This is a genomic window from Methanoplanus sp. FWC-SCC4, assembly GCF_032878975.1.
Classification (GTDB): domain Archaea; phylum Halobacteriota; class Methanomicrobia; order Methanomicrobiales; family Methanomicrobiaceae; genus Methanochimaera; species Methanochimaera problematica.
Genome location: NZ_CP043875.1, coordinates 1,996,703 through 2,021,185 on the forward strand (window position 1 = coordinate 1,996,703; position 24,483 = coordinate 2,021,185).

Annotated in this window: 21 protein-coding genes; 10 read left to right on the top strand and 11 right to left on the bottom strand. The window is 40.5% G+C overall.

Translation table 11 applies throughout. From position 1 onward, the window contains the following. Positions 1–266 precede the first annotated feature (266 nt). Entirely contained in the window at positions 267–773 is a 507-nt protein-coding gene (locus F1737_RS10105) for a hypothetical protein (RefSeq protein WP_317136456.1), read from the top strand. A 101-nt stretch (positions 774–874) separates the two neighbouring features. On the opposite strand, the gene F1737_RS10110 is transcribed toward F1737_RS10105, so the two are convergent. From F1737_RS10110 to F1737_RS10135, 6 genes are all read right to left on the bottom strand, one after another. Further along, complete coding sequence (locus F1737_RS10110; RefSeq protein WP_317136457.1) at positions 875–1,708, bottom strand: ion transporter; 834 nt, start codon at positions 1,706–1,708, stop codon at positions 875–877. 50 nt (positions 1,709–1,758) lie between these two features. Beyond that, a complete protein-coding gene (locus tag F1737_RS10115) occupies positions 1,759–5,241 on the bottom strand; it encodes a PAS domain S-box protein (protein WP_317136458.1) in 3,483 nt (1,160 codons plus the stop codon). 319 nt (positions 5,242–5,560) lie between these two features. After that, on the bottom strand, positions 5,561–6,991 hold the full coding sequence (locus F1737_RS10120) for an NEW3 domain-containing protein (RefSeq protein WP_317136459.1): 1,431 nt from the start codon (positions 6,989–6,991) through the stop codon (positions 5,561–5,563). 5 nt (positions 6,992–6,996) lie between these two features. Beyond that, positions 6,997–8,112, bottom strand: a complete 1,116-nt coding sequence (locus tag F1737_RS10125; RefSeq protein WP_317136460.1) for an ABC transporter permease subunit — start codon at positions 8,110–8,112, stop codon at positions 6,997–6,999. A gap of 10 nt (positions 8,113–8,122) precedes the next feature. Further along, the gene (locus F1737_RS10130) at positions 8,123–9,034 is read right to left on the bottom strand and encodes an ABC transporter ATP-binding protein (RefSeq protein WP_317136461.1); all 912 of its coding nucleotides are present in this window, start codon (positions 9,032–9,034) and stop codon (positions 8,123–8,125) included. A gap of 229 nt (positions 9,035–9,263) precedes the next feature. Further along, positions 9,264–9,710 (bottom strand): universal stress protein, encoded by a 447-nt coding sequence (locus F1737_RS10135; RefSeq protein WP_317136462.1) that lies wholly within the window; start codon positions 9,708–9,710, stop codon positions 9,264–9,266. A gap of 225 nt (positions 9,711–9,935) precedes the next feature. Between F1737_RS10135 and F1737_RS10140 the strand changes: the two genes are divergently transcribed. The 5 genes from F1737_RS10140 (at position 9,936) to F1737_RS10160 (ending at position 14,315) form a co-directional block, all read left to right on the top strand. Further along, a complete protein-coding gene (locus F1737_RS10140; RefSeq protein WP_317136463.1) occupies positions 9,936–10,124 on the top strand; it encodes a hypothetical protein in 189 nt (62 codons plus the stop codon). A gap of 463 nt (positions 10,125–10,587) precedes the next feature. After that, a complete protein-coding gene (locus F1737_RS10145) occupies positions 10,588–11,568 on the top strand; it encodes an ATP-binding cassette domain-containing protein (RefSeq protein WP_317136464.1) in 981 nt (326 codons plus the stop codon). 1 nt (position 11,569) lies between these two features. Then, entirely contained in the window at positions 11,570–12,409 is an 840-nt protein-coding gene (locus F1737_RS10150) for an ABC transporter permease (protein ID WP_317136465.1), read from the top strand. 80 nt (positions 12,410–12,489) lie between these two features. Then, a complete protein-coding gene (locus tag F1737_RS10155) occupies positions 12,490–13,599 on the top strand; it encodes a DUF362 domain-containing protein (RefSeq protein WP_317136466.1) in 1,110 nt (369 codons plus the stop codon). A gap of 140 nt (positions 13,600–13,739) precedes the next feature. Continuing rightward, positions 13,740–14,315, top strand: coding sequence for a flavodoxin family protein (locus F1737_RS10160; protein ID WP_317136467.1), 576 nt, complete (start codon positions 13,740–13,742; stop codon positions 14,313–14,315). Between the two features lie 277 nt (positions 14,316–14,592). On the opposite strand, the gene F1737_RS10165 is transcribed toward F1737_RS10160, so the two are convergent. After that, complete coding sequence (locus tag F1737_RS10165; RefSeq protein WP_317136468.1) at positions 14,593–14,736, bottom strand: hypothetical protein; 144 nt, start codon at positions 14,734–14,736, stop codon at positions 14,593–14,595. Between the two features lie 507 nt (positions 14,737–15,243). Here F1737_RS10165 and F1737_RS10170 point away from each other — a divergent pair. Beyond that, complete coding sequence (locus F1737_RS10170) at positions 15,244–15,990, top strand: hypothetical protein (protein WP_317136469.1); 747 nt, start codon at positions 15,244–15,246, stop codon at positions 15,988–15,990. A gap of 20 nt (positions 15,991–16,010) precedes the next feature. Further along, positions 16,011–17,453: an ABC transporter substrate binding protein gene (locus F1737_RS10175; RefSeq protein WP_317137895.1), complete on the top strand. Its 1,443-nt coding sequence runs from the start codon at positions 16,011–16,013 to the stop codon at positions 17,451–17,453. Positions 17,454–17,475: 22 nt separating this feature from the next. Here the strand turns inward: F1737_RS10175 and F1737_RS10180 are convergent, their stop codons facing one another. The 3 genes from F1737_RS10180 to F1737_RS10190 all read right to left on the bottom strand — a co-directional run bounded on the left by F1737_RS10180 (position 17,476) and on the right by F1737_RS10190 (position 21,207). Next, positions 17,476–18,885 carry a response regulator gene (locus F1737_RS10180; RefSeq protein WP_317136470.1) on the bottom strand — a complete coding sequence of 470 codons (1,410 nt, stop codon included), beginning with the start codon at positions 18,883–18,885 and terminating at the stop codon, positions 17,476–17,478. A 33-nt stretch (positions 18,886–18,918) separates the two neighbouring features. Further along, entirely contained in the window at positions 18,919–20,265 is a 1,347-nt protein-coding gene (locus F1737_RS10185) for a sensor histidine kinase (RefSeq protein WP_317136471.1), read from the bottom strand. 108 nt (positions 20,266–20,373) lie between these two features. Further along, positions 20,374–21,207, bottom strand: a complete 834-nt coding sequence (locus F1737_RS10190) for a nucleoside 2-deoxyribosyltransferase (RefSeq protein ID WP_317136472.1) — start codon at positions 21,205–21,207, stop codon at positions 20,374–20,376. A 21-nt stretch (positions 21,208–21,228) separates the two neighbouring features. Between F1737_RS10190 and F1737_RS10195 the strand changes: the two genes are divergently transcribed. Together F1737_RS10195 and F1737_RS10200 are read left to right on the top strand one after the other, a co-directional pair. Continuing rightward, positions 21,229–21,720, top strand: coding sequence for a DUF367 family protein (locus F1737_RS10195; RefSeq protein WP_317137896.1), 492 nt, complete (start codon positions 21,229–21,231; stop codon positions 21,718–21,720). Between the two features lie 178 nt (positions 21,721–21,898). Continuing rightward, the gene (locus F1737_RS10200) at positions 21,899–22,729 is read left to right on the top strand and encodes a class I SAM-dependent methyltransferase (protein ID WP_317136473.1); all 831 of its coding nucleotides are present in this window, start codon (positions 21,899–21,901) and stop codon (positions 22,727–22,729) included. 55 nt (positions 22,730–22,784) lie between these two features. Here the strand turns inward: F1737_RS10200 and F1737_RS10205 are convergent, their stop codons facing one another. Beyond that, on the bottom strand, positions 22,785–24,479 hold the full coding sequence (locus tag F1737_RS10205; RefSeq protein ID WP_317136474.1) for a phospholipase D-like domain-containing protein: 1,695 nt from the start codon (positions 24,477–24,479) through the stop codon (positions 22,785–22,787). Positions 24,480–24,483 lie beyond the last annotated feature (4 nt).

The window sequence follows — 24,483 nt, forward strand, 5'->3', positions numbered from 1 at the left end:
CATATGATACAATCAATACAGCTCTTTACTTAAGGGCTCAATTAAAAATATTCTTCAATATTATCATAAGGCATAGCTTTAATTATCCAAAAGATCATCTACCCTTCTTATCCGCCGGGGGGCATTCAAGGGTTAAGAAGAGCAGAAAACTTCTGATGCTTTAAATAATAATTGCCTTTAAAACGGGCAAAAACAAAGATTCAGCAGTCATCAGCCCGAAAAACCAGAAAATGAAAAGACAAAACCCCCTGAGGGTGGTGGTATTGATGGAGAGAACATATGAAAAAATACCGGCAGAAATCCGCTGGAAAATAGCTGCACAGGCCGCAGATTATTTTCCTTATGAATATGATGAAAAATTCAGGGTTATTTCTGCCGGAAGATGTGACGGGGAGATTAACGAAGCTGAGAGTGAAATATGGAAAGAGGCAGGAAAAAAACAGCGTATAATTGCAGATGAACTTAATTTCAGACTTGAGGATTCATATGATGTTGCAATGGCATATACAGCAATTGCTTCGTCAATATTAGGTCCGGAAACAGAAATTGAGTTAATAAAAGAGTCAGGGGACTGTACCCGGATAACAACAAATTCCTGTCCCATGCTGAGAATAGCCATCGAAAAGGGTACAGACACGCAGAGAACAGAAAAACTCTGCATGGATTATTCAAAAGCTGCAGTAAATAGTCTGAATCCTGATTACAGGATTGACTTTAACCGCAACATGTGTAATGGAGACATCTCATGTGAGATTGTCATAAGAAAACGCTGATAACAAATCAATTCATGACTAATATTACTCCGAACGAAAAATAATAATGCACGATAACCTTGGGGGGTTCTGGAAATACCAATCCAATATAAAAATAATATTTATTTCTTATGCCAAAGATCATTTTTCATAATCTCTTTTTTGCAGTGTGGACATAAATAGACCTCATCTTCATCCTTTTTTTTGTCAAACTCTTCCTGATGCCTTGAAAATCCCGAGGCTAAAATACCGGCAGGGAGGGCAAAAATACCGATTCCGATCAATGCAATAATAGCCCCAAAAAATCTTCCCCCGATAGTTACCGGATATATATCACCGTATCCAACTGTTGTAAGAGTTATAACTCCCCACCACATAGCATCAGGAATATTGGAAAAAACCTCGGGCTGAGCGGCATTTTCAAACTGGTACATCATTGTTGCAGCCACAATCAAAACTATAAAAAGAACAAAGTATGTTGTGATCAGTGTGTCCTTCTCTGCTTTTACAACCCTGATTATCGTATTTATCGACTCTGAATATCTTATAATCTTAAAAAGCCTAAAAACCCTCAAAATAACAAGCCCTGTAAGATCCACACCAAAGAATACAAGAAGATAAAACGGCAGTATTACAATCAGATCAATTAACGCATAGGGAGTTAATGCCCATTTTAGTCTTCCAAAAACAGGATTTTTATATGAAGGGTTGACCGTGCAGGACCATAACCTTAACAGATACTCTATACTGAAAACAAAAAGACTGAATACTGAAAATAGTGCCAGAAATATAAGATGCTGTTCTGCAAATGTCTCAATACTTTCAAGTATTAATAATAGGACATTAAGAAATATCAAAAATACAATAAACAATTCAAATAACCGGGATGTCCGATCATCCTCCTTTAATGACTCCAGAATCTCATATGTTCTCTCTTTGAGAGAATTTATTTTCATAGAAAAAATCATGTTATTAATGTAATTTATATTTTTATCTCAGTTTAACCTTAATTAATTAATTTTTTTGAATTACGGTGATGAGGATACGTAATTACCCATTTTGTCCCCTCGCCCCTTATCAGACTAATATCCCCCTCAAGCTGCATCTCGACAATGTTTCTAACAAGGCTCATCCCAAGAGAAGATGATTTATGAATATCAAAATCTTTGGGGATACCCACACCGTCATCCGAGATAACCATCCTCGTTCTTTCTCCCCGGCAGTCCATATAAATTGAAATTTTACCCTTATATCTGCCTTCAAAAGCATATTTGATGGAATTTGTGAGAAGTTCATTCACAACAAGGCTGACAGGAATCGCAATGGATAAACCAAGACCGCATTCTCCAGCATTGACATCAAGGGATATCTCCCCTTTGGGGTTATAGTTGCTTACAATCTCACCTGCAAGCATTGCAAAGTGATTCTGTGCGGATATTGTGGATATCGAATCCGATTTATACAATCCCTCATGTACAACCGCAATTGAAAATATCCTTGACTCGGCCTCACGAAGTGAATTTATGACATCCTTATTTTCTGCACTTCTCTCCTGCATTGAGAGAAGTGAATTTATCATTGCAAGATTGTTCTTGACCCTGTGATGCACTTCCTGCAACAGAACGGTCTTTTCCTTTAAAGATCTTTCAAGCTGCTTTTTAGCCTCGATCTGATCAGTTATGTCCAAAAGGAAATTCAGAGTTGCAGGTTTTCCTTTCCAGTGAATAACCGTCGTACTAAAGTCAAGTGTTCTGACAGCTCCGCTGTGATCATAAGCACGTACCTTATAATCGTATGGCAGAACTGTATTCCCGTCTAAAAGCCTCTGTTTGTGATAAGAGAGCACTTTTTCCCTGTCTTCCTCATAAATGAAATCAATAAAATTTCTTCCTTTAATTTCATTTTCAGAGAGACCCGTAAATTGTTCTGAAACAGGGTTGGCATAAAGAATTTTTTCATCCTGTGTTATCAGAATAATACCCTTTGAGTTTTCAACAACACTCCTGTAACGCTCCTCACTCTCTTTAAGAGCCATTGCAGCCTTTTCTTTCTCGGTTATGTCGGTTAAAAAGTTCAGGGTTGCGGGCCTGTTATTCCAGTCAATAAGTGCAACATGGACTTCAATTATTCTGCCTTTGGACAAAAGGGGGTTGACCCTGACATTATAACTGTCGGGAACTCTCTCCAAAAGGAGTCTTTTTTTATTTATTTCAGACACCACCCGTGCATCATCAGGGTGCAGAAGTTCGTCAAGGCTCATTGTCAGGATTTCATCACCGCTCAGCCCGAACATTTTTGAAACATTGGGGCTTGCATAACAGATCATGCCGTCCTGAAAAACTTCTATCCCGATAGGTGCGTTGTCAACAACACTCCTGTACCTCTTTTCACTTTCCAGGAGTGCTTCCTTTGATCTTTTCTCTTCTGTAATGTCACGGGCAATTACAAAATAATTCAGTTTATTGTCAATATAAGCTGAATTCATGCTGATTTCAACATCAAGTGATCCCCCTTTGGAATTTATAATCTGCCATTCAAAATTTTCCACTCTCTTTCCTTCTTTTGCATAAGAGAGAAGTTCAGCCTTTTTCTCTGAAGAGAGTCTTCCGTCAGGCTGATATTCTGGTGAAAAATCAAGAACATTCTTTCCAAGAATGGCGGATTTTTCCAGCCCCAAAAGCTCACAAAGCCTCGGATTACAGTCAATGCATCTGTCCCCCTCGCTTACGTATATGGAATCACTTGCATTCTCAAACAAAAGCCTGTATTTGCTTTCAGATTCAAGACGCTTTTTTTCTGCAAGTCTGCCGGCTGTAACATCAACCCCAATCACACCAATCGCGGTTACATGCCCTTGGGCAGATATTGGAAACATTAAAAGATTGAACGTATGGAGGGTCCCGTCACTTAATTTATAACTCTCCTCTTCTTCAAAAGCACCACCCTCAGTTACTTTTCTGACTCTCTCTCTAATCAGGTGGGACATTTCATCACCGGTACCCTCAAAAGCCGTAATATTTTCATCCATAAACCGGTTGGAGTATATGATAGTGCCGGATGTGTCTGCAATATAGGCAAACGCAGGCAGCTGGTCCATAAAAGTGGTGAACCTGATATTTAGTTCACGAAGGTTGGCCTCAATCGCCTTTTCCTTTGTAACATCCCTGGCACAGCCGACAGTGCCCATAAGATTTCCGGAGTTGTCATAAAAAGGAGCCTTGAATACATCAAGGACAGTATATTTCCCTTTTAAATATCCTTTCTGAATGAAATTGCAGGAATTTCCGGATTTTAAAATCAGATCATCCGTTTTGTTTATGCTATTATCAAGAGTGTACCACATAGGATCTTCAGGATGCCTTTTTCTCTCTCTTTCCGCAAAGAAACGGGTATTTTTACCTATAGGCTCTTTTCCATATTCAGCATTCAGAATTACTTCAGAAAGAGCTCTGTTTGCAAATGTAAAACAATTGTTCAGATCTTTTGACCAGATCATATCCGGAACATTGTCACACATATCTGTTAAAAGATTAAAGAGAGAACGATATTTTTCCTCATTTTTAATAATGTTATTACACATTCTCTTGTGCAGAAGTGCCGAGCCTATCATTTTTGCGGCAGCACCAAGACCTTCAATCTCACCTGAAGACCATTCACGATTATTATGACAGTCCTCAAAACTTATGAACCCCCACCAGTATTCGCCGGCAAATACAGGTATTGCAACAAAAGAACAAAATTCCGGATTTTCAAACAGACCGGATTTTTCTCTCAGATAGTCTCCGGACCCACCTAAAAATGTCAGGCCTGACGAAAGATTCTGATAAAATTTTTCTGAAATACACTCATAGTCTATTTCAAAACTACAGGCGTCAACAGTTCCCTCTTTATTGCCATCCTTTCTCCATACATGACTGATAAATGCCGATCTTTTATTTCCATCCCCCCCTTCGTTATTCTGAAATATGGAAATTTTATCGAATTTTGTTGCATTACCAATAAATTCAAGAGTTTTTTCAAGGGAATCCTCAAAAAACGGATTTGAAAGGAACTGGTTTGCAGCAAAACCAACTGCCTGAAGGATGGATTCCTTCTTTTCGATATCATTGCGGGCACGGATTGCCTCGTGTTTTGACAGGGCAATTTCAATTGCGGCTTTAATCTCAGGAGGAGAAGCAGGTTTTGCCAGAAAACCATATGAACCGGAATTAACACATCTCCGGATAAGGTTTTCATCATTGTAGGCTGACAAAAAAACGACAGGTACACTCATCTGACGGTTAATCTCCTCTGATGCATCGATTCCGTCCATATCGCCACCGAGGTTTATATCCATTAGTATTATGTCAGGCTTCTTCTCAAGTGCAACATCCACCGCTTCGTGTGCATCCACGGCAACCTCAAGAGGCTGATAACCCATTTTTTCAACAATTCTCTTAAGATTAAGACCTATTACTGCCTCATCTTCAACAATTAAAACGGATACCATATCAGCAACTCTCAATTTTTTTCTGTATTTTTTTGTATATCAGCAATGTCTTAGACCTGAATGCAATTCATACTTTACTCAGAATTTGAGTCTTTACTGTTAATGAAAATATTGATCGAATGCTGTATTTTCCAATGAAGCACCTCCTGATAAAAGTCGGCAGCTAAACGAAAAAAATGCAAATAGTTTCCTACAGGGGTATTCGTATTAAAAATAGGAGAGAACAAATGAATATTTTCAGGGCAGGATTGTCAAAAAGCCCCGTATTTTCAAAAGTCCTCTGAATTAGTTTTTTATTTTTTTACGATTAAGTATCGTTTTAACGACGTTCGTATTTCCTGAACATATAATATACTCCGCCGCCCACACCGATTAAAAGCAGTATCCCGAGTATTCCAATAATCGAACTTTCGTTAACAACAATCCTAAGATCATCAGACTTCTCACCCTGATCTGATTTGACCTTTAGGGTGATCTTATACTCAGACGCTGCAACACCTGACGGAGGTACAACTTTAAGTGTCACTGTCTTCTTTTCTCCCGGCATTATACTCGGGATTGTTTTTGGCGACACTCCTACCTGCCATCCTTCAGGAGTCGAGACTTCGACTGCGATATTTGTTATGGCAACACCGGTTCCCTTGTTATAAATAGTAACCGGAACATCCACAGAGCCGCCCTTTGTAACTTCATAGCGGTACTTTTCAGAGAAAACCTGAAGTTCGCTCTTTCCCTTTACGCTTGCCCTGAAGTCCCCGGTATAGCTTTCGCCTGATGATGATATGATTTCAGATTTGAATTCATAATCGCCCGTATCAACAGAATACGGAGGAATTACCTCATAAAATACTGTTTTTTCCTCACCGGCCCTTATGAATATCTCGGATATCTCCTCTTTTGATTCAGCCGTTTCGCGGTACCTTGAATACCAGCCGTCAGGAAGATCGGCTGATGAGAGAGTGTATGTATCATCACTCTTACCGACGTTTGAGAGTTTCATCTCATAAAGAGGCTTTTCTCCGACTGCAACAGTAAGTGTCGGGGATTTTACATCAATATCGAGACCGTAGTTCTTTCTCTCAAGCATGAGAGTCCCGGAATCGGTTGTGTAACCGCTTTTAATTGATATATCATCCTTCTCTCTTGGGAGGTAACCGTCCTTTTCAATCTTTAATACATATTCTCCCTGAGGGACTTCAGTTCTCACAGCACCGTCAGCTGTTGAATATACAATTGTTACAGGAACATCGGTCTTTTCATTGAATACCGTGACCTTTGCACCCTTTATTTTTTCTCCCTGCTCGTTTACAACCGACATTTTAAGAACGCCGCTTTCACCTGCATGTGTCTTTTTTACATTAATATAGAGCCACAGCCGTCCGTCATCAATACGGACTCTCAGGGGATAACTGTCAACCTTAGTGTCTCCGGCAGTATCAACCTCAAGTTTTATCGAGGCTTCTCCGCCGGTATTCAGGGCTATCCTGTCTATCTCGGTCTCACCTGCGAGGAAACGGTACTTCCAGCCCTCTTCACCGTCAAAAGTGTCGACATAGAGCTTTTTAGGATTGGAATCACCGTTGTTTTTGATGCTCAGATCGAAAGTGACCTTTTCTCCTGCCTCAACTATTTTCCCGGGATATGTGCAGGTAATCTCAACATTGTTAGAAGTATATCCTGCCAGAACAGGTGAGCAGACAAAAAGGCCTGCCAGAAGCAGTGCCAAAAATGTATTGATATATTTTTTCAATTAATTCACCTCACATCAAGTCTCATGAAGCGGACATAAGCCATTCCAAAGAAGACTGCCGGAATTGCAATTAGAGCAATTATGTTCTTGAATATATCCCCTAATATTTCAAGAAGGCCGGGTTTTTCCCGACTCATGTCTCCAAAATTCATACCTTCACCGGAGTACATGATCTCGTTCTTATTCTGATACCATTCAGGATGTGTGATATAGTTTGATATATACTGGAAATTGTTAGTCGGTGAGAGCAGATTAATAAAGTCCATCACACCCTGTCTTTTATTCCAGTAATCATTGATCTCCTGTTCGTATCTCTTCCACTCGTCGCTTTCAAAAGGACTTTCATATGATGCATCCTTTGAGTCACCACTTACGCTCACACTTGTGCTCCCACTTGAACTCATCATCGGCATCATGATGTTGTCCGGATATTCAGGAGGTTTTCCGATAATTAAGTCCATTGTAGGTCCCATTACCAGCATTGGAAGAAGTCCCGATAAAAGAATGAAGACAATCAGGGTATATACGAGTGCATTCCCGCTGTCATTTGCAACCGTTGACATGAAGAGAGATATCGAGAAGTATGAAAATATCATCAGGAATACTGCCGCACCGAATATGAGAATATACATAAACTCATCTGCATTCGGGAGAATTCCAAATATCAAAAGAAGGGCCATCGATATTACAAATGTTATCAAAAGTGCAAGAACAAGAGCCGCAAGACCTCCAAGTGCCTTGCCGTTTATGACTTCATCACGATAAATCGGATGCGAGAGAAGAATTTTCAGCGATTTGCTTTCTTTTTCCTTGGTGATCAGATCAAAACCCATCGCAATACCAAGTATCGCGCCAAGCGTTACAATCAGCATCCCGACATTGCTAAATATCGTCATCACTGTCGGACTGAACATGCCATAATATCCAGAATACTGTTTGTCACCTGCAACAGCCTGGTGCTCATTATACTCTTTTATTTCCTCGTTATAACTTACAGCTCCGCCTGCCATGCCGATTATGGTTATGATCAAAATTATACCGAATATCATCAGGAATTTCCGGCTCATTAAATGATCCCTGAATTCTTTTCTTGAAATTACAAAAAGACCGTTAGATTTCATTATATTTTCCTCATTCGTTGTAATATGACAGTATTGCATCCTCAAGCGTTATCGAATCAAGACCGATCTGGCGTGGTGCTATATTGTTTTTATACAAAACATCCGCAAGCTGATCCCTGATGTCGCTTTTTGCAACTATATGTGCGACAGTGCCGTCCTTTCTGTAATCGGCTGATACTATATCCGGGTGTGAAAACTCAGGCATTTTTGATCTGGTCTCGATATTTATCCTGATTTCCGGGAGGTTAAGATCGCCGATTGCATTGGCAAGCTCTTCCCAGGTACCCTCACGAATGAGCCTTCCTCTCTGAAGAATCCCTATTTTCGTTGATACCTTGCTAACTTCCGCAAGAATATGGGATGAGACAAGAATCGTTTTTCCTTCCTTTGCAACATCACGAAGAATGCTTCTGTAGTCAGAAACCCCCTGGGGATCAAGGTTTGCCGTTGGTTCATCCAGGACAACGACAGAAGGATTGTTGATAAGAGCTTTTGCAACACCAAGGCGCTGACGCATACCTTTTGAGTATCCTCCGACTTTTTTTGTAACACCCTTTAGCCCGACAAGCCCGAGGAGATATTCAATTCTCTCATCGGCCTCCTCTCCTGAAAGGCCATAAAAGCTTGCCGAATACTCCAGATTCTGCCATGCATCAAGATTGGTGTAAAAACCAACATCTTCGGGCATATAGCCTATCTGTTTCTTTACTTCAATCGGATTTTTCGAAACCTCAACCCCGTTTACAAGGCACTCTCCGCTCGTAGGCTGGATAAGGCCTATGAGCATAAGGATTGTGGTACTTTTTCCGGCACCATTCGGACCCAAAAGTCCGTAAATCTCCCCGTCCCCGATAGTCAGGCAGAGATCGTCAACGGCTCTTACACCGTTGTATTCTTTGACAAGATGTCTGAATTCAATCATATTTTTTCATCCGGTTTGTTATATGATATTATTTTCATTAATTGTTGTGAATTTTTTAAAAAGCAATAACTTATGCTTTTTTATCGACAGAATATCCGGAAATTTAATTTTCCGGCTATCATTAAAAATATGGGGGATATCCCGTTATATATGAAGCAATTTGACTCGTATAAACCATATAACCAACAGGTTATAATCATCAGAAAAAAATTGGTTTTTTTTGGGGAACCTATCTCACAACCATCGTTGTGATACTACTGTGTACAACGACATAGGTACTGACACTTCCAAGAATGATCCTTTCACCAAAACCCTTTCCGGTTGAGCCGAGGACAATAATATCTGCACCAATCTCCTCTGCAACATCAATGATAACATTCCGGGGATCACCACTTCGTACGTGGAATGTATATTTTATTCCGTTTTTGCCGCAGGTTTTTTCAAGGCATCCTGAAACTTCCTCTTTGTCTTTTTCAAGGAGGTTCCGGCAGATTTCATGTGGGGATTCGACACCCCCGTAGCAGGCCTCTCCCTCAATTGCACCGTATACCAGTTTGTTTTTTACATGTATGACATGCAGGTCACTATCCTTTGAAAGCAGGTCACTGATCGCAGTCAGAAGTGCTTTTTCAGACTGCTTTGAACCATCTATTGCCACAAGTACTCTGTTAAACATTGGTTTCACCGATTTCCTGTAATTTTATCTTCTGCAAATCCCCGATATATCTGAATGGTGATGTCAACATTATATTTTATTTTTGGTAAGGTAATTTCCAATACAAAAATAGATATGAAAATTGAAATTCCTTTTTCATTATCAGTTCAGGAAACAAAAAAAATTTAAACAAAAAAGGTTACTTAAAACGCATTTGGAATAGCAAAATGTGGAAGGTGGAATAGAATGCTTGTGATGTTAAAAAATGAAAACGGGAGAGAGGAAGAGGTGGAAATGCCTGATGACAGTTATCTTGAAGTCGGGGACATCCTTGAAAACGGTTCTGTCATTATGAGTATCAGATACCCTGACGATATTGAAGATGACCTGATTGCAATGGGATTTGTTGAACCGGATGACGAAGATTATATTTAGGTGAATCCGGAACAATATTGATTTAAAAATGATTTTAAGAGATTAAGAGATGATTCCTCTCAGGAGGATTTAATCAATTATTCATCTTACCCATGCGACCACAGACATAAAGGCAAAAAAAATAATAGCTTTTTTTAGCCGGAATAAACTGATTTTTATCCCTAAAAAATCTTTTGCATGAAGACCGGATTTTTACCGGCAGCCGCCGGGATTTAACATCAGGGGTTAACGGAATTTGTCTTTGTTTAAAAAAACCTGACTTTAGCTATTTAAAATCCTGATTATCCAAAAAAATTTATAGATTATATATTAATTATAGACAAATGACAGGATGTATGTCTGCAAAACTAATACAGTTCAGATACAAAATTCCGGCACCAAAAGCCCGATAACCAGAAAAATACATTAAAAAAATCCCGCAGATTTCTAAAAATGAGAGTATATTCAGGGTTGATATGTGAGCATGACTGAAGAAAAAATGATTGAAATTTCAAACCTTTATCATAGTTATGGCGATTTTGAGGCAGTTAAGGGCATATCATTTGATGTCAGAAAAGGGGAGATATTCTCATTTTTAGGTCCAAACGGAGCCGGAAAAAGCACTGCAATCAATGTTTTGATAACCCTTTTAAAACTTCAGAAGGGAGAGGTTAAAATTGCAGGATATGATCTTACAAAAGAGCCCTCAAAAGTCAGGGAATCGATAGGAATCGTATTTCAGGAGATTACCCTTGACAGAGACATGACTGTGGAAGAGACACTTCAGTTTCACGGAAGACTATATTCTATGCCGGGGGGACTTCGAAAACAAAGAACTGACGAACTGCTTGAACTGGTGGAATTAAAAGATAAGCGAAAAGCGCTTATAAAAGAGCTTTCAGGCGGAATGAAAAGAAGACTCGAGATTGCAAGAGGGCTTATGACAAGGCCCAAAGTCCTCTTCCTCGATGAACCGACGATAGGCCTTGATCCACAGACCAGAATGAAGATGTGGGAGTATCTCAGAGCGGTTAACAAACAGGGGACAACGATATTCCTTACAACCCACTACATGGATGAGGCGGACACCCTTTCCGACAGGATAGGAATAATCGATCACGGAAAAATTATTGCCATGGGAACACCCGAATCATTAAAAAACGGTCTTGGAGAAGATGTAATCTATATTACAACTTCAGACAATGAAAAGGCAATCCTGTCCATAAAGGGTTTTCCCGGCATTAAAGAGTCTAAAAAAAAGGACAGGGAAATATTTGTTATTGCAAAGGAAGACGGCACAAAACTTCTCCCTCACCTCATTCACAGACTTGAAGAAGAAAATATTGATGTATTGTCAGTAAACCTCAAAAAACCCTCAATGGATGATGTATTCATGCACTACACAGGCAGGGAGCTGAGGGATGAAGACGCCTCTCCACAGCCATTTAGCCCACGGAGAAAATAAAATGGCTGATCTTAGATTTCTCTATGTCTATAAAAGAGATATGACAAGGTATTTCCGGTTTAAAACGCAGCTTTTGTCATCTCTCCTCCAGCCAATTCTCTGGCTCACATTCTTCGGGATGGCAATGGCAGGAAACTTTGACAGAATCCTGCCGGCTTCCCCGGTGATCTCAGGAGTACTGAATGTTGACTACCTTACATTCATGTGTGCGGGAATTATCGCTGTTACAATTCTTTTCACAAACATATTCGGCGGATTTATTCTTTTGTTTGACAAAAACTGGGGCCTTTTGCGTGAGGTTGTCGCAAGTCCCATGCCGAGAAGAAACCTGATTATCGGAATTGCATTGTCAGGTGTCACAAAATCTCTGATACAGGCCACAATTATCCTGGTCTACGGACTGGCACTCGGCGTAACCTTCTTTGAGGGCAAATCCTTCCTGAATATTCTTCTCTCGTTAGGAGGGATATTACTCTTCATATCAGTGTTTGCAGTCTCCTTTCTCTGCATATCCTCATCAATTGCTCTCAGGATGGACTCCCCTGAAGGTTTTCAGGGCATTACAACACTTCTGACAATGCCTTTGTTTTTTGTCTCAAATGCTCTTTACCCGACAGAAAGTTTTCCCCCGTTTCTTCATGACCTGAGCGGGATAAATCCACTGACACATTTGATAAACGGGATCAGGTATTTTGCAATCGGAGACAATTTCTCTGCAATAGGGCTTGATTTTGCATATACAACAAATGATATTCTCTTTTCATTTGGATTTCTGGTTGTCTTTGCAATGATCACATTCACTATTGCACTAAAGACTGTTGAAAGAGTTGTCGTGACATAGATTCAGAAATAATAAAACAATCTTTTTTTTAGCCATTAAAGCCATAAGATGCGAATATAGCGAACAGGGATGTGAATTAAATGACCAGCAAAGTATATTTTGCAAATCTTCAGGAAAAAAAACCGTTTGAAAATACTATTGAACTCATAGACAGGCTTTTTGATGAATCTGATGCAGGGAATATTATAGAAAAAGGCGATCTTGCCGGGATAAAGGTTCATTTCGGTGAAAGGGGATGTGACACCTATACAAATCCCGTTTTTGTAAGAAGGATTGTTGATAAAATAAAGGCAAAGGGGGGAAAGCCCTTCCTTACAGATACTGATACACTGTATTCAGGTTCAAGGTTCAATTCGGTTGACCATATGAATGTCGCAATTGAACACGGTTTTGACTATGCAGTGACAGGTGCCCCCATAATTATAAGCGGCGGGCTTAAAACCGACACAGAGGCGCTGGTTGAGATCAACAAAAAGCACTTTAAGACTGTGAGGATTGCACCTGAGATTATTGATTCAGACTGCATGTTTGTCATATCACATTTCAAAGGCCATGTTGTGGCAGGATTCGGAGGAGCTATTAAAAATCTCGGCATGGGATGTGCGACAAGAGAAGGTAAAAGGGATCAGCACAATGTCCTTCAGCCGCATGTTGATGAAAACAGCTGCAACGGCTGTAAAAAATGTGCAAGGATCTGCCCTGTCAGTGCACCTGAGATTAGTGAGGGCGTTTGTGTCATTAATGAGAAAGTATGTGTTTCATGCGGCCAGTGTGTCCCAAACTGTCCTGAAAATGCGATTTCATTCAACTGGGATACAGACATTGTCCCGTTCACAGAAAGACTTTCTGAATATGCACTTGGTGCTGTCCTTGGAAAAGAGAAAAAAATCTATTACATCAATTTCGTGATCAACGTGACTCCCCACTGTGACTGTGCATCATGGAGTGATCCTGTAATAGTGCCTGACATCGGCATACTTGCATCAGATGATCCGGTGGCAATCGATGCCGCATCACGCGACCTTGTAAACGCCCAGAGAGGAATTATGCATACACATCTTCATTCAAACTTTGAGGAAGGGGAAGACAAATTCAAAGGTACCTGGGAATATACAAACGGAGACCGCCAGCTTGAATACGGGCAGGAGATCGGTCTTGGAAGCATGGATTATGAACTTATCAGGATCTAAAATCAGGGTATATTTAAACTGCTGATAAAATCACAATTGTAATTGGGAATCAAGACAGTGACTGAAAAAAAAAAATTTTTCTTACACTGTTTTCAAAAATTTCTTTAAACCAAAAACCCGAATAAAAACAGGATTTTCACATGACAAAGGTAATTATTCTTAATTCAAGTCCGAGAGCTAACGGGAATACCGAAATACTCTGCAGGGAATGCGCTGATGCAATAGAGAAAAGCGGTCTTGAGGCTGAAATCATTTCTTTCAGGGGTAAAAACATAAGATCATGTATTGCATGCAATTCCTGCAAGAAAAACCCGGGCAAATGTGCAATAGATGACGATGGTCTTAATGAAATTATTGAAAAAATCAAAGAGGCAAAGGGCCTGATTGTTGCATCACCGGTATATTTCGGAACCGCAAGAGGAGATCTGATGTCAGCAATACAGAGGATTTCAATGGTCTCATACGGAGGCGACAGATTCCTGTCAAAAATGGCAGGGGGACCGATTGCCGTTGGAAGACGTGGCGGGCATACATCAACAATACAGGAACTTCTGATGTTTTATTTCATAAATGACATGATTGTCGCAGGTTCTGACTACTGGAATATTGCATTCGGAAAGGCCAGAGAAGAAGTAACGGAAGATGAAGAGGGCATCAAAACAATAAGAAAATTCGGGGAAAATGTTGCGATGATAATTAATTCATTGTCACACTAAAAATACAATTTTTTTCAGATAAACCGCATAGAGGTTTATATCAGACAATTTCATTATTTGAACAGACATGTTCTGCCCACAGCACTTTTAGTTTAGGAACAAGGGGGTATATCTTTGGGATTAATAGTAATCACTGCAAAATTCGTAATATTCAGATCCCGTAGAAAAATCAGGGGGTTTTTGGGGGTTCCCCTTTAACAGACCGTTTTCACCCAAAACAGCTTTTCAAAGGTATTTAATGTCGGATACCAGACAAAATCAGATCAGGTTCCTGCCCTTAATCTGCTTCGTCACGTTCGGAGACCATCATGCGAAGTGATTCGCCGCCACACTTCATGCATGTTGAATAATTCAGATTTGTTGAGGTATAGTAACCGGACTGGCAGTCCTCATCCCTCTCCATAAGATCTTCATTATCCATAGCTCTCAGAATCCCTGAATTTTCGAACAAACCCAGATATGCCATAGTTCTACAAAACAGATATTTTTAAAACCCGGTATATATAATTATGGGTTATTTCAAAAATGACCGGAAACTTTCTAATTTTAAAATATGATGAAATATTCCCCTGATTTCCCCTGTCAGAGATTAATACTAACACAGATTAAATTGGCAATAAATATATACCTTTTTTTCGTCAGAATGAATCTTTTAAGCAGATAGTAAACCCTTTTCAAATAAAACCCGATAATCAGCGTTTTTTTAGGATTTAAAAGTCCAGATTCCAGTTCTGGCGCGCACCAACATATGCTGTCAAAAAGAAAATTACCAATTATTCCAATTATTTTTTCCTGACCCGCCCGCTGTCACCAGTCATGTCTCTGCCAGAAAATAGAATCCATATATTTATAAAAAAATAATTGCTCTATTTAATTAGTACCTTTGTGCAAAAAAAGCCCGCCAAATACATCATGGGAAGAGTCCGGAATGTCTGTTTCAAAACCAAATGAAAATAGAACAAAAATTCATTATTTCAGACCAAAATTCCTCTTCTTAATAATTCTGATACTATTCATCCTGACTACGCCGTCAGGTGCATCAGAAAACAAATCCGTTGAAATACTGTATGTAAACTCCTATCACGAGGGGCTGGACTGGAGTGACGATATCACATCAGGCATACATGATTACTTTGCAGATTATAACGAGATCTCAATCTCAACCGAATATCTTGACACAAAGCATTACAACTCTGATTCGTACTATGAATTACTGCAAAGACTCTTTGTTGAAAAATACAGTTCTAAAAGTTTTGATCTGATTATAACATCAGATGACAGCTCACTGAATTTTATAATGAAAAACAGGGATGAAATATTCCCAAAAACCCCTGTTGTATTCTGTGGTGTAAACGGATTATCACATGTATTTCAAAATGAAACAAATATTACAGGAATTCTTGAAAATCTCTACATAACAGAGACAGTCAACGCTGCCACCGGTATAAATCCTGATTTAAAAGAATTTCTGGTTGTTACAGACAATACGCTGACAGGAGAATCCTACAGACGTATTTTTGAAGAGAAGAGAACAGGATCCAATAGTATTCTCAAATTTACCCATGTATATGATGTAAGCATAAATGAACTCATAAACAAAGTGGAGGATCTTCCGGCGAATTCCGCTGTATTATATATTGTCTTTAACAGGGACAAAGAAGGACGTTTTTTTTAAACAGTGAGGCAGCCGCCATTATTGCAGAAAAAAGTTCTGTTCCTGTGTATGTCATGATTGAAAATGCAATGAATACGGGAGCACTCGGAGGGGCCGTTATTTCACCATACCAGTATGGAAGAAATACTGCAGAGATTGGTTATGAAATAATCAGCGGAAAAAACCCGGGAGAGATTCCTGTCAATACTGATACCGGATACAAAATTGTTTTTGACATGAACGCAATTGAGAGATTCGGCATATCAGAAGATCTTCTCCCTCAAAATGCAACAATCATAAACAGTCCTGATAAATTTGTATTAATCCCGGCGTCGGTTTTTGTCATTGTAATCCTCTCGGCCCTCGGACTTGTCGTAATATCAGTTATGCTAAGTCTTTCAAACAGGAAAATCAAAATTACAAGAGACCTGCTTGTCACAAGCGAAAACAGACTTGCAATGGCAATGGAAGCGACCAAAGACGGATTATGGGATTTTAATTTTAACACAAACGATTACTATCTGAGTCCTGCCGGATATGAGATGTTAGGATATAAACCCGGCGAAGTCACTTTTTCACCGGAAACATGGAACAAAAATATTCATCCTGACGATCACAAAAGAGTGCTCACAGAATACACAGATGCTCTCAAAAAACACGGTAAACTCATATCTGAATACAGACTTAAAACCAAAGAGGACGGATGGAAGTGGATCAGGGCAAGAGGGGAAGTCGTTTGGGTCTCAGATGAAAAATCATCAAGGTTTACAGGAACTTTCTCCGATGTAGATGAAAAAATAAAATACAAAAATGCTTTAATGGAGATAAACAACAAACTCAATATCCTCTCCACAGTAACAAGGCATGATATACTCAACCAGGTGGCTGCCCTTTTGGGGTACACAGAGATTATGAAGGACAGCCCTGCTCTTGATGATGAGCTGAATTCATACATAAACAAACTTGAAAAATCAGCGGAAACCATACAAAAGCAGATCAATTTTACAAAGGATTATCAAAAACTCGGATTGGTTCAGCCCGAATGGCAAAGTCTCGAAACAGTTGTAAGAAGAGCCGCCGGTTTTGCACACTGGAATGATATTGAGATTAACATCAATACAGGCAGTGTTGAAATTTTTGCCGACCTTATGCTTGAAAAGGTCTTTTACAACCTTTTTGACAATGCAAACAGGCACGGGGGCTCTGTTTCTGAGATTAATACAACCTTCAGGGTGGATGAGGCAGGAAGAGGCATAATTACTGTTGAAGATAACGGCAGGGGTATAAAGACTGATAAAAAACCGATAATATTTGAGAAGGGTTATGGTCAGAATTCAGGTTACGGACTCTTCCTTATAAAAAATATCCTGGAGATTACCAGTATATCAATAACGGAAACAGGAACATATGATAAAGGAGCAAAATTTGAGATATTTGTTCCAAAAGACTGCTGGAATATCCCGGCAGAACCAAAAGATATATAAACTGATATTTTAATTTTATTTTTCAGTCACTGTTATCCTTATCTTCGCTAAGGCTGTTTTGAATATCAAAGAAATTCCTCATCTTCTCATATTTCAGCCACTTCATATCAATTTCATATAATACATCGGATATTTCCGAGAGAGATTCACGTATCTTTCTCATTTCATACGTGTCCCCTGATGAAGCAGTCTTTCGTGCCCGGCTGAGCGGTTCTTTCAACAGACCACAAAGATCAGCAATCTCTTCCACATTTTTGCTGTGAGCCCTGAAATTCATCGCAACCATTTCATCACGGTCTTCTATCTCTTTCTCCCGGGTCAGATCACGGACAATAACGGCGGCATGAGTAACTTTTCTCCCATCGGTCAGCGGAATGGTTTCTATACTCAGATAACGCAAAATCCCGCCTTCTTTATATGTACGCTCCTTTTCAAATGCCGAGCCGCTCTTGAAGATGTCAGTATAATCCCATTTGTTCCCGAATATCGCAGAAGGAAGAACTTCATAAGCCGGTTTATCGAGATGATTGAGATTTACCCCAAGACTTACACAGAGATCAGAAAATGCCTGATTGTAAATTACAATATCCATCTCTGAATCGATGAGATAAACAGGCACATCAATGGCATCCATTATTATCCTGTAATATCTCTCAAGACTATTCTCTTTCATATCTCCATCACTGCCCTTTGGAATCAGGACAAAAAAGAACTCATCAGGGATTCTCCTGTTGCCCCGCACATATCCGATATTCATTGAGATGTCAAGTATCTCTCCGGATTTTTTCTTAAGCGTCAGATTGTCAACCCATGACAAAAGTGATCTCTTCTCGAATGCATCCCTGGAAACTGCTTCCATCATATCTGAGACAACATTTTTGTCAACCTCAAAGAGCTCAAAGAAGTCCATTCCAAAGGCCTCTTCACGTGTCCACCCGGTTACGGATTCTGCAGCAGGATTTATTCTTTTAATTATGTGGTCATGTCCGGTTGTAACAACTGCATCCGATACGAAAGTCAGAGTCGTATCAATCTCCTCTGCCGGTTCGACCTTCTTCATTATCCTGTGCTTGTGGATTGTCATCTCAATATTGCTGTAAAGTTCCCTCTCGTTGAAAGGCTTTACCAGATAGCCGAAAGCATTGGTTTTCAGAGCACGCTTAAGTGTTGACTCATCCGAATGCGAGGTGAGATAAATTACCGGGATGTCATATAATGAATAGATCCTGTCTGCCGCCTCTATTCCGTCAATTTCTCCGTGGAGTTTGATATCCATGAGTATGAGATCCGGCATGAACTCTTTTGCAAGATCCATCGCCTCAATACCTGTGCGGGCTTCACCGACTACCCGGTAGCCGAGGTTTTCAAGCGTTTCCCTTATATCAAGAGAGACAATCCCTTCGTCCTCCACTATAAGGATTCTGCTGTTCATCTCTGTAATTTCCCCTTGCAAAATTTTTTTAATTTATCTTTGGACCGGGAATCTGATTATTATTTCTGTTCCAAGGTTTTTCTGAATATTTATCTCCCCGTTCAGCTGCCTTACGAGAGTCTTTACAATTTTCATCCCAAGTGTCTGCGATTCATCAATATCAAACCCGTCCGGCATTCCGATCCCGTCATCCCTGAATCTGTATGAAAACATGCTGTCTGTTTTCAGGACTTCTATTGAGATGGTGCCTTCCTCTTTACCGGGAAAGGCATACTTTAAGGAGTTTGAAATGAGTTCGTTTGTAATAAGGGCGACAGGCACCACGGTGTCAAGATCAAAGTGGATATACTCATCACACCTTACAAGAACACTGACCCTTCCCAGCAACTCGGAATACTCCAAAAGAAGCATTTTGGAGAGGCTTTGGAGATATTCACGGATATCAATGTCTGCAAGGCTGTCTGAGAGGTATATCTTTTCATGCACCATTGCCATTGAATACACACGGTTCTGGCAGTCAGTTAAAGTACTACGGATTTGGGGATCATCTGTCCTTTTTGACTGAAGCTTGAGCATACTGACAATTACCTGAAGATTGTTTTTGACACGGTGATGAACTTCACGGAGAAGAGTCTCCTTTTCACAAAGAGATGCCCTTATCTTCTCTTCTGCAACCACATTGTCTGTGACGTCCATAATTACCGCCACTTTGACATCAGTTTCACCGTCATCATCGTAAAGCGTATTTGTAATTACCCGGCAGTTGTGAATCTCACCCTTTTCACCGGTCAAATCGATATCCATGGATTCTTTAAAAGACCGGGCCTCTTTTTTATTTTCCAGATAATTTTCAAGTACAGCCCTGCTCTCCTCAGTTAAAACAGGCAACTCCCCCATCCTCTTTCCTAAAATTAACTCAGGAGGATAACCAAAAACCCTGAAAAAACTTTCATTGGCATCAAGAACCCTGTTCTCCGGAGAGATGACAATAACCGGTGCAGGAGATGTTTCAAACAAAAGCCGGTACTTCTTTTCACTTTTATGGAGTGCCAGGCTGAGAAGGGTAATTATCAGGGCAATCCCGACCATTATAATTGCATGTTCGCCTGCATTCACCAAGGCAGGAATGCCGGGCTGAAGAAACATGACCATAATCAGATACATGCCCATTACAAATACAGAATAAACCAGACCTCTCTTCTGAAACAGGAATGTTGCAATGATTATCGGTATCAAAAATATGTTTGCAGTAGTATCAGTTATCTCAAAAACATAAGAGAAATAATTTGCAAAGAAAGCAAGTGCTGTCAGTAAGAGGGTAATTATTACCCATTGCTCATCAGATCCTCCTTTTTGCCCGACACCGTTCTCTTTGAACATAAACTTCAGAATTACCAGTTGTAATGAAAAGCGGATAAATGTTTTTAATAAATCAAAAATCCGGTCTGTATTTTATTAAAAGTGCAGGAAAAAGAAGTATATCATATTTTAAAACGGTGATTTTAAAATCCCGGGAATGTCTTCAGCACAAAAAACCGTTTTTGATGACATCTCAAGCATCAGGTTTACAAGCTCATTTTCCCCGACCTTCCTAAAATCAGTCCTCAGGGATATGATTTTCTTTCCGGATGCATAGGCATACCCCATCTCCCATGCAGTGCCTGAATCGGCATCGGCACCGTCAATTACACCCACAACAATATCCGCTTTTTTAAGAGCCTCAAGATTCTTTTCAAATATCATCCTGTGCCTTTCATCCTCCCTTGCATCAATGCTGTCATCGAGTTCCTGCGGAAGATGAACAGAAAACATATTCTTTTCAAGAATGTCACGTAACTTCAGGTTGAAATCCCTTTCAGCCTCTGAAAACAAAGGTGCAGCCAGATAAATCCTGTAATCAGCAAATTCCTTTACATCAACTGCGGGTATATCATTAAATCTCGAAAGAAAAGCACCTCTGCCTTCCCTTTTCTCATCAGAATAATATGTCAGGTCCACACCGCATGACGGGGAAGAGTCAACCCCGACAATCAAAAGTGGCCTGCCGTTCTCTGATATGAAATCCCTGACCTGTTCTTCAAGACTGTCAAGAAGGGATGAAAATTCACTGTTGTTCATGCTTTTTAAGAAATTGGTGGGCTCCCTGTTTTTGCCGAGATATATCGTTTCAGGACACGGGAGAGTATGTATTTTTATCCCGAATGTTTTGCATCTCTCAATACTCCGGTTGAAATAATCAATATCGGAGCCGGTTGTGATCCCTTTTGCACGCAGTGAGGGATCTGTTATGCACGGGCACATAAGTACATACATTGATAGCATTTTACTAACCAAAAGATAATGATGATACCGCTTCTCGCCTGGCGGGATAACACCTGCAACCCGAAAGTGTGCTCGGTCAAAAAACTCGAAAAGTTCCGGCTTGTTAAAATATATCCGAAGATTCAGCAGATTCCTAAGAATACTCTCCTGCTTGACCCGACAGCAACACAGGCACTCTCCCCCGCAGATAAAATTGCACCTTCAATTACTGTACTTGACTGTTCATGGGAGAAACTCAATACAGGTATCGTGGAAGGATGGCACAGGAGAAGGGCTCTGCCTTTCCTTGTCGCCGCAAACCCGGGCCATTTCGGGAGGGCTTTTATGCTGAACTCAGTAGAGGCATATGCGGCGGCTTTGTACATCCTTGGAGAAAAAGAGCAGGCAGAACTTGTGCTTTCCAAATTCAACTGGGGCCTGAGATTTCTTGAAGTGAATAAGGAACCGCTTGAAGAATATGCAGAGGCAAAGGATTCTTCCGATATTGTAAGGATTCAGTCATATTATATTTGAGCCCGGCAGAAACTGCCGGCAAAAGAATCTCTGGTGACAAACAGGCAACAAGGGCCACGGAGGACTGCCTCCGTTTTGAAGGCCGCCATGCTCTCATTTCCTTAACAGTATAACCCAAAAACGATTTAAATGCCCTCTTACAAAAAAAGGGATGCAGAATTAAAAGAGGAGAATTTTTTTGAAGATCAGGACTTCTTACAGCAATATCTGGAAAGAACGGATGCTTAAGGTTTTTGAGTATGATGAAAAATACGGAAACCGGACTAAATGGGAATCCACAGAGCATGCAAGAGAATACTGGGATAAGACAAAGAAGGATCAGAAGAGGATAACGGATCAGATAGCGCTTATCAGCCCGAAAAAAACCGACAGGATACTTGACATTGGTTCAGGCCCCGGAACAATTGCGATTCCGGCGGCAAAGATTGCAAAGAGTGTTGTTGCAGTAGAACCCTCAAAAGGCATGTGCACTGTTTTAAAGGAGAGGGCAGAAGAGGAGGGGCTGTCAAACATAACCGTTATTCAGAAGAGGTGGGAGGATGTCTTATCAGACGAACTTCCCGAAGATAAGTTTGACATTGTTGTTGCGTCATACTCGATCTCGATTGCGGACTTAAAAACCGAGATACTCAGGATGAATTCAATATGCTCCGGAAAGGTCTTTCTCTTCTGGTTTGCAGGCGATTTCACATGGGATGACAAAGACTTTGCAGAGTTCTGGAAGACCATTAAATCAAAGGATTTCTACCCCGGGCCAAAGGCTGATATCCTGTATGGAGTCCTCTATGAAGTTCAGATTTACCCCGAAGTGACCACATTTCCAATAAGGGTTAAAGATGTATATGATTCACCAGAAACGGCATCTGAAAAGATATGCCAGAGGCATTCTGTCACAGACGATAACGACAGAAAAAAAGTCCTTGATTACCTGACAAAAAAATACACAGGCAGAACTGAAATCTCAGGCTTTTCTACCCGCGTCTGCATGTGGTGGGATGTAAAAAACTGATGTTTTGACGCCTGTTATGCTGAAATTAAAAACGGGCCTGATTGATTAAAATCCCTTATCTCCTTCTTTTTACGTACAAACCGATGAATATTGCAATTACAAAAACAGCCAGGAGATTTTTCAAACCATAATCCCCATCTTCTAAAAAAACATCAGAAATCCAGGGGTTGACACCTTCCCCTCCTTCCCAGTCATAATCAAATACTCTTCCAAAGTATTCGCCAACACCCTGATGCTCTATTATTACCCCTGCTTCACGGTTGAACTGCGGCGAATTCTCATTCCAGTTGACTGAGCTTACCAAAACCCTGCTGCCGTCAACTATGACGCCCTTGTTGTGTATCTTCTCAAACCCTGTTTTGCTTAAGGATACAGTTCTTGCCTCAAGGGGCAGGTTTTCGGCTTCTGCACGGGAATTTATGTAATCCGCCATCTCATCATTGTCATTTTCCCCGTTTACATTGTACCAGTACGAATCAAGAAGAACTCTTACGCGAACACCCCTTTCTGCCGCAGATATGGCGGCTTCAAGATACGGATTATCTCCGCTGCTCCAGTTCTTTATGTATGCCTGCTCAATGTCGACCGATACTCTGGCACTCTCTATAAGCTCTCTTATCAGGCAGCTTGTATCCGGCGAGATTACGGGGGTAACAGATGCACCCTCAAATGTTTGCGCCTCAAAAACAGGATCGTAATCCGGAAGGGAAGACTTATCAGGAGTCCCAATTTTCTGTTTAAATTCTGAAACAAACGGTGATGAAACATCGGTTTCAAAAACAGACTCAAAATACCCGGCAACACCCTCATCGCGTATATACACACCAAAACCCCGGTTGCCGGCACTCCCTCTTTTGGGAAAACCTGTAACGCCGAAATTCTCACTTGCAAGAAGAACGGACTCACCGTCAAAAACAACATACTTGGCATGGTCATATCTGTAAGGAGAATGGTGAATGCCGTTCTCAGTCTCCATCGAATACACAGGCACCCCGCTTTCGTTAAGGACTGATGCAACATAATATTCAGAGGAAGGAATACCTCCGACAGGCCCTCCTTCAAGCAGCATACTGACTTTTACTCCGGATTTTGCTTTGCTCCCAACAATCCCTGCAATCTTCGGGTTTGAAAATTCATAGACATTTATCAGGATATACTCAGAGGCATCTCTAAAAGCACTGCTCAAAACATCATACGAACAGTCAGGCGAAACAAAAACGGTGAGATTTACGTTTTCATATGTTTGCGCCTTAAAATCCGACTGACCAATAAATACAGGCCTTTTGTCCCATACGCCATCAGAGAATACATGCACCTGACCCTCACGTTTGCAGACATCATACGGCCACGACACCTCAAAAATAACAGTCTCCCCTTTTTTCAGGATCAGTTCATCCCCGGAATTTCCCATCTGGAATCTTCCAAAACGCATCATGTCGGGAACATTACTTTCTGTCCCGTAGATCTCATAATCTGGGAATTCTCCATGCACCGCCCGGTATGCAGAACCTTCCCTTGCAACAACCAGAGAACCTTTTATCGCCGAACCCTCAGGAAACCTGACACTCCCTTCGCCGTCAGATATACTGATTCCAAAAAGGCTTCCCTCTCCGGTGATTTCAAAGAATTCATCCCCCTCTCCTTTCATCCATGTGTCAGGACAAAAAGAGGTGATTTCAAGCGCACAACCAAAACCTGAAAGACTGAAGAATAAAACAAACAGTAAAATCGTAATCCGGAGGATTTTCATTTAG

Coding starts and splice junctions, on each gene's coding strand:
- F1737_RS10105 (WP_317136456.1), top strand. CDS start 267: ATGGAGAGAACATATGAAAAAATACCGGCAGAAATCCGCTGGAAAATA.
- F1737_RS10110 (WP_317136457.1), bottom strand. CDS start 1,708: ATGAAAATAAATTCTCTCAAAGAGAGAACATATGAGATTCTGGAGTCA.
- F1737_RS10115 (WP_317136458.1), bottom strand. CDS start 5,241: ATGGTATCCGTTTTAATTGTTGAAGATGAGGCAGTAATAGGTCTTAAT.
- F1737_RS10125 (WP_317136460.1), bottom strand. CDS start 8,112: ATGAAATCTAACGGTCTTTTTGTAATTTCAAGAAAAGAATTCAGGGAT.
- F1737_RS10130 (WP_317136461.1), bottom strand. CDS start 9,034: ATGATTGAATTCAGACATCTTGTCAAAGAATACAACGGTGTAAGAGCC.
- F1737_RS10135 (WP_317136462.1), bottom strand. CDS start 9,710: ATGTTTAACAGAGTACTTGTGGCAATAGATGGTTCAAAGCAGTCTGAA.
- F1737_RS10140 (WP_317136463.1), top strand. CDS start 9,936: ATGCTTGTGATGTTAAAAAATGAAAACGGGAGAGAGGAAGAGGTGGAA.
- F1737_RS10145 (WP_317136464.1), top strand. CDS start 10,588: ATGACTGAAGAAAAAATGATTGAAATTTCAAACCTTTATCATAGTTAT.
- F1737_RS10150 (WP_317136465.1), top strand. CDS start 11,570: ATGGCTGATCTTAGATTTCTCTATGTCTATAAAAGAGATATGACAAGG.
- F1737_RS10155 (WP_317136466.1), top strand. CDS start 12,490: ATGACCAGCAAAGTATATTTTGCAAATCTTCAGGAAAAAAAACCGTTT.
- F1737_RS10160 (WP_317136467.1), top strand. CDS start 13,740: ATGACAAAGGTAATTATTCTTAATTCAAGTCCGAGAGCTAACGGGAAT.
- F1737_RS10165 (WP_317136468.1), bottom strand. CDS start 14,736: ATGGATAATGAAGATCTTATGGAGAGGGATGAGGACTGCCAGTCCGGT.
- F1737_RS10170 (WP_317136469.1), top strand. CDS start 15,244: ATGTCTGTTTCAAAACCAAATGAAAATAGAACAAAAATTCATTATTTC.
- F1737_RS10180 (WP_317136470.1), bottom strand. CDS start 18,885: ATGAACAGCAGAATCCTTATAGTGGAGGACGAAGGGATTGTCTCTCTT.
- F1737_RS10185 (WP_317136471.1), bottom strand. CDS start 20,265: ATGTTCAAAGAGAACGGTGTCGGGCAAAAAGGAGGATCTGATGAGCAA.
- F1737_RS10190 (WP_317136472.1), bottom strand. CDS start 21,207: ATGCTATCAATGTATGTACTTATGTGCCCGTGCATAACAGATCCCTCA.
- F1737_RS10195 (WP_317137896.1), top strand. CDS start 21,229: ATGATACCGCTTCTCGCCTGGCGGGATAACACCTGCAACCCGAAAGTG.
- F1737_RS10205 (WP_317136474.1), bottom strand. CDS start 24,479: ATGAAAATCCTCCGGATTACGATTTTACTGTTTGTTTTATTCTTCAGT.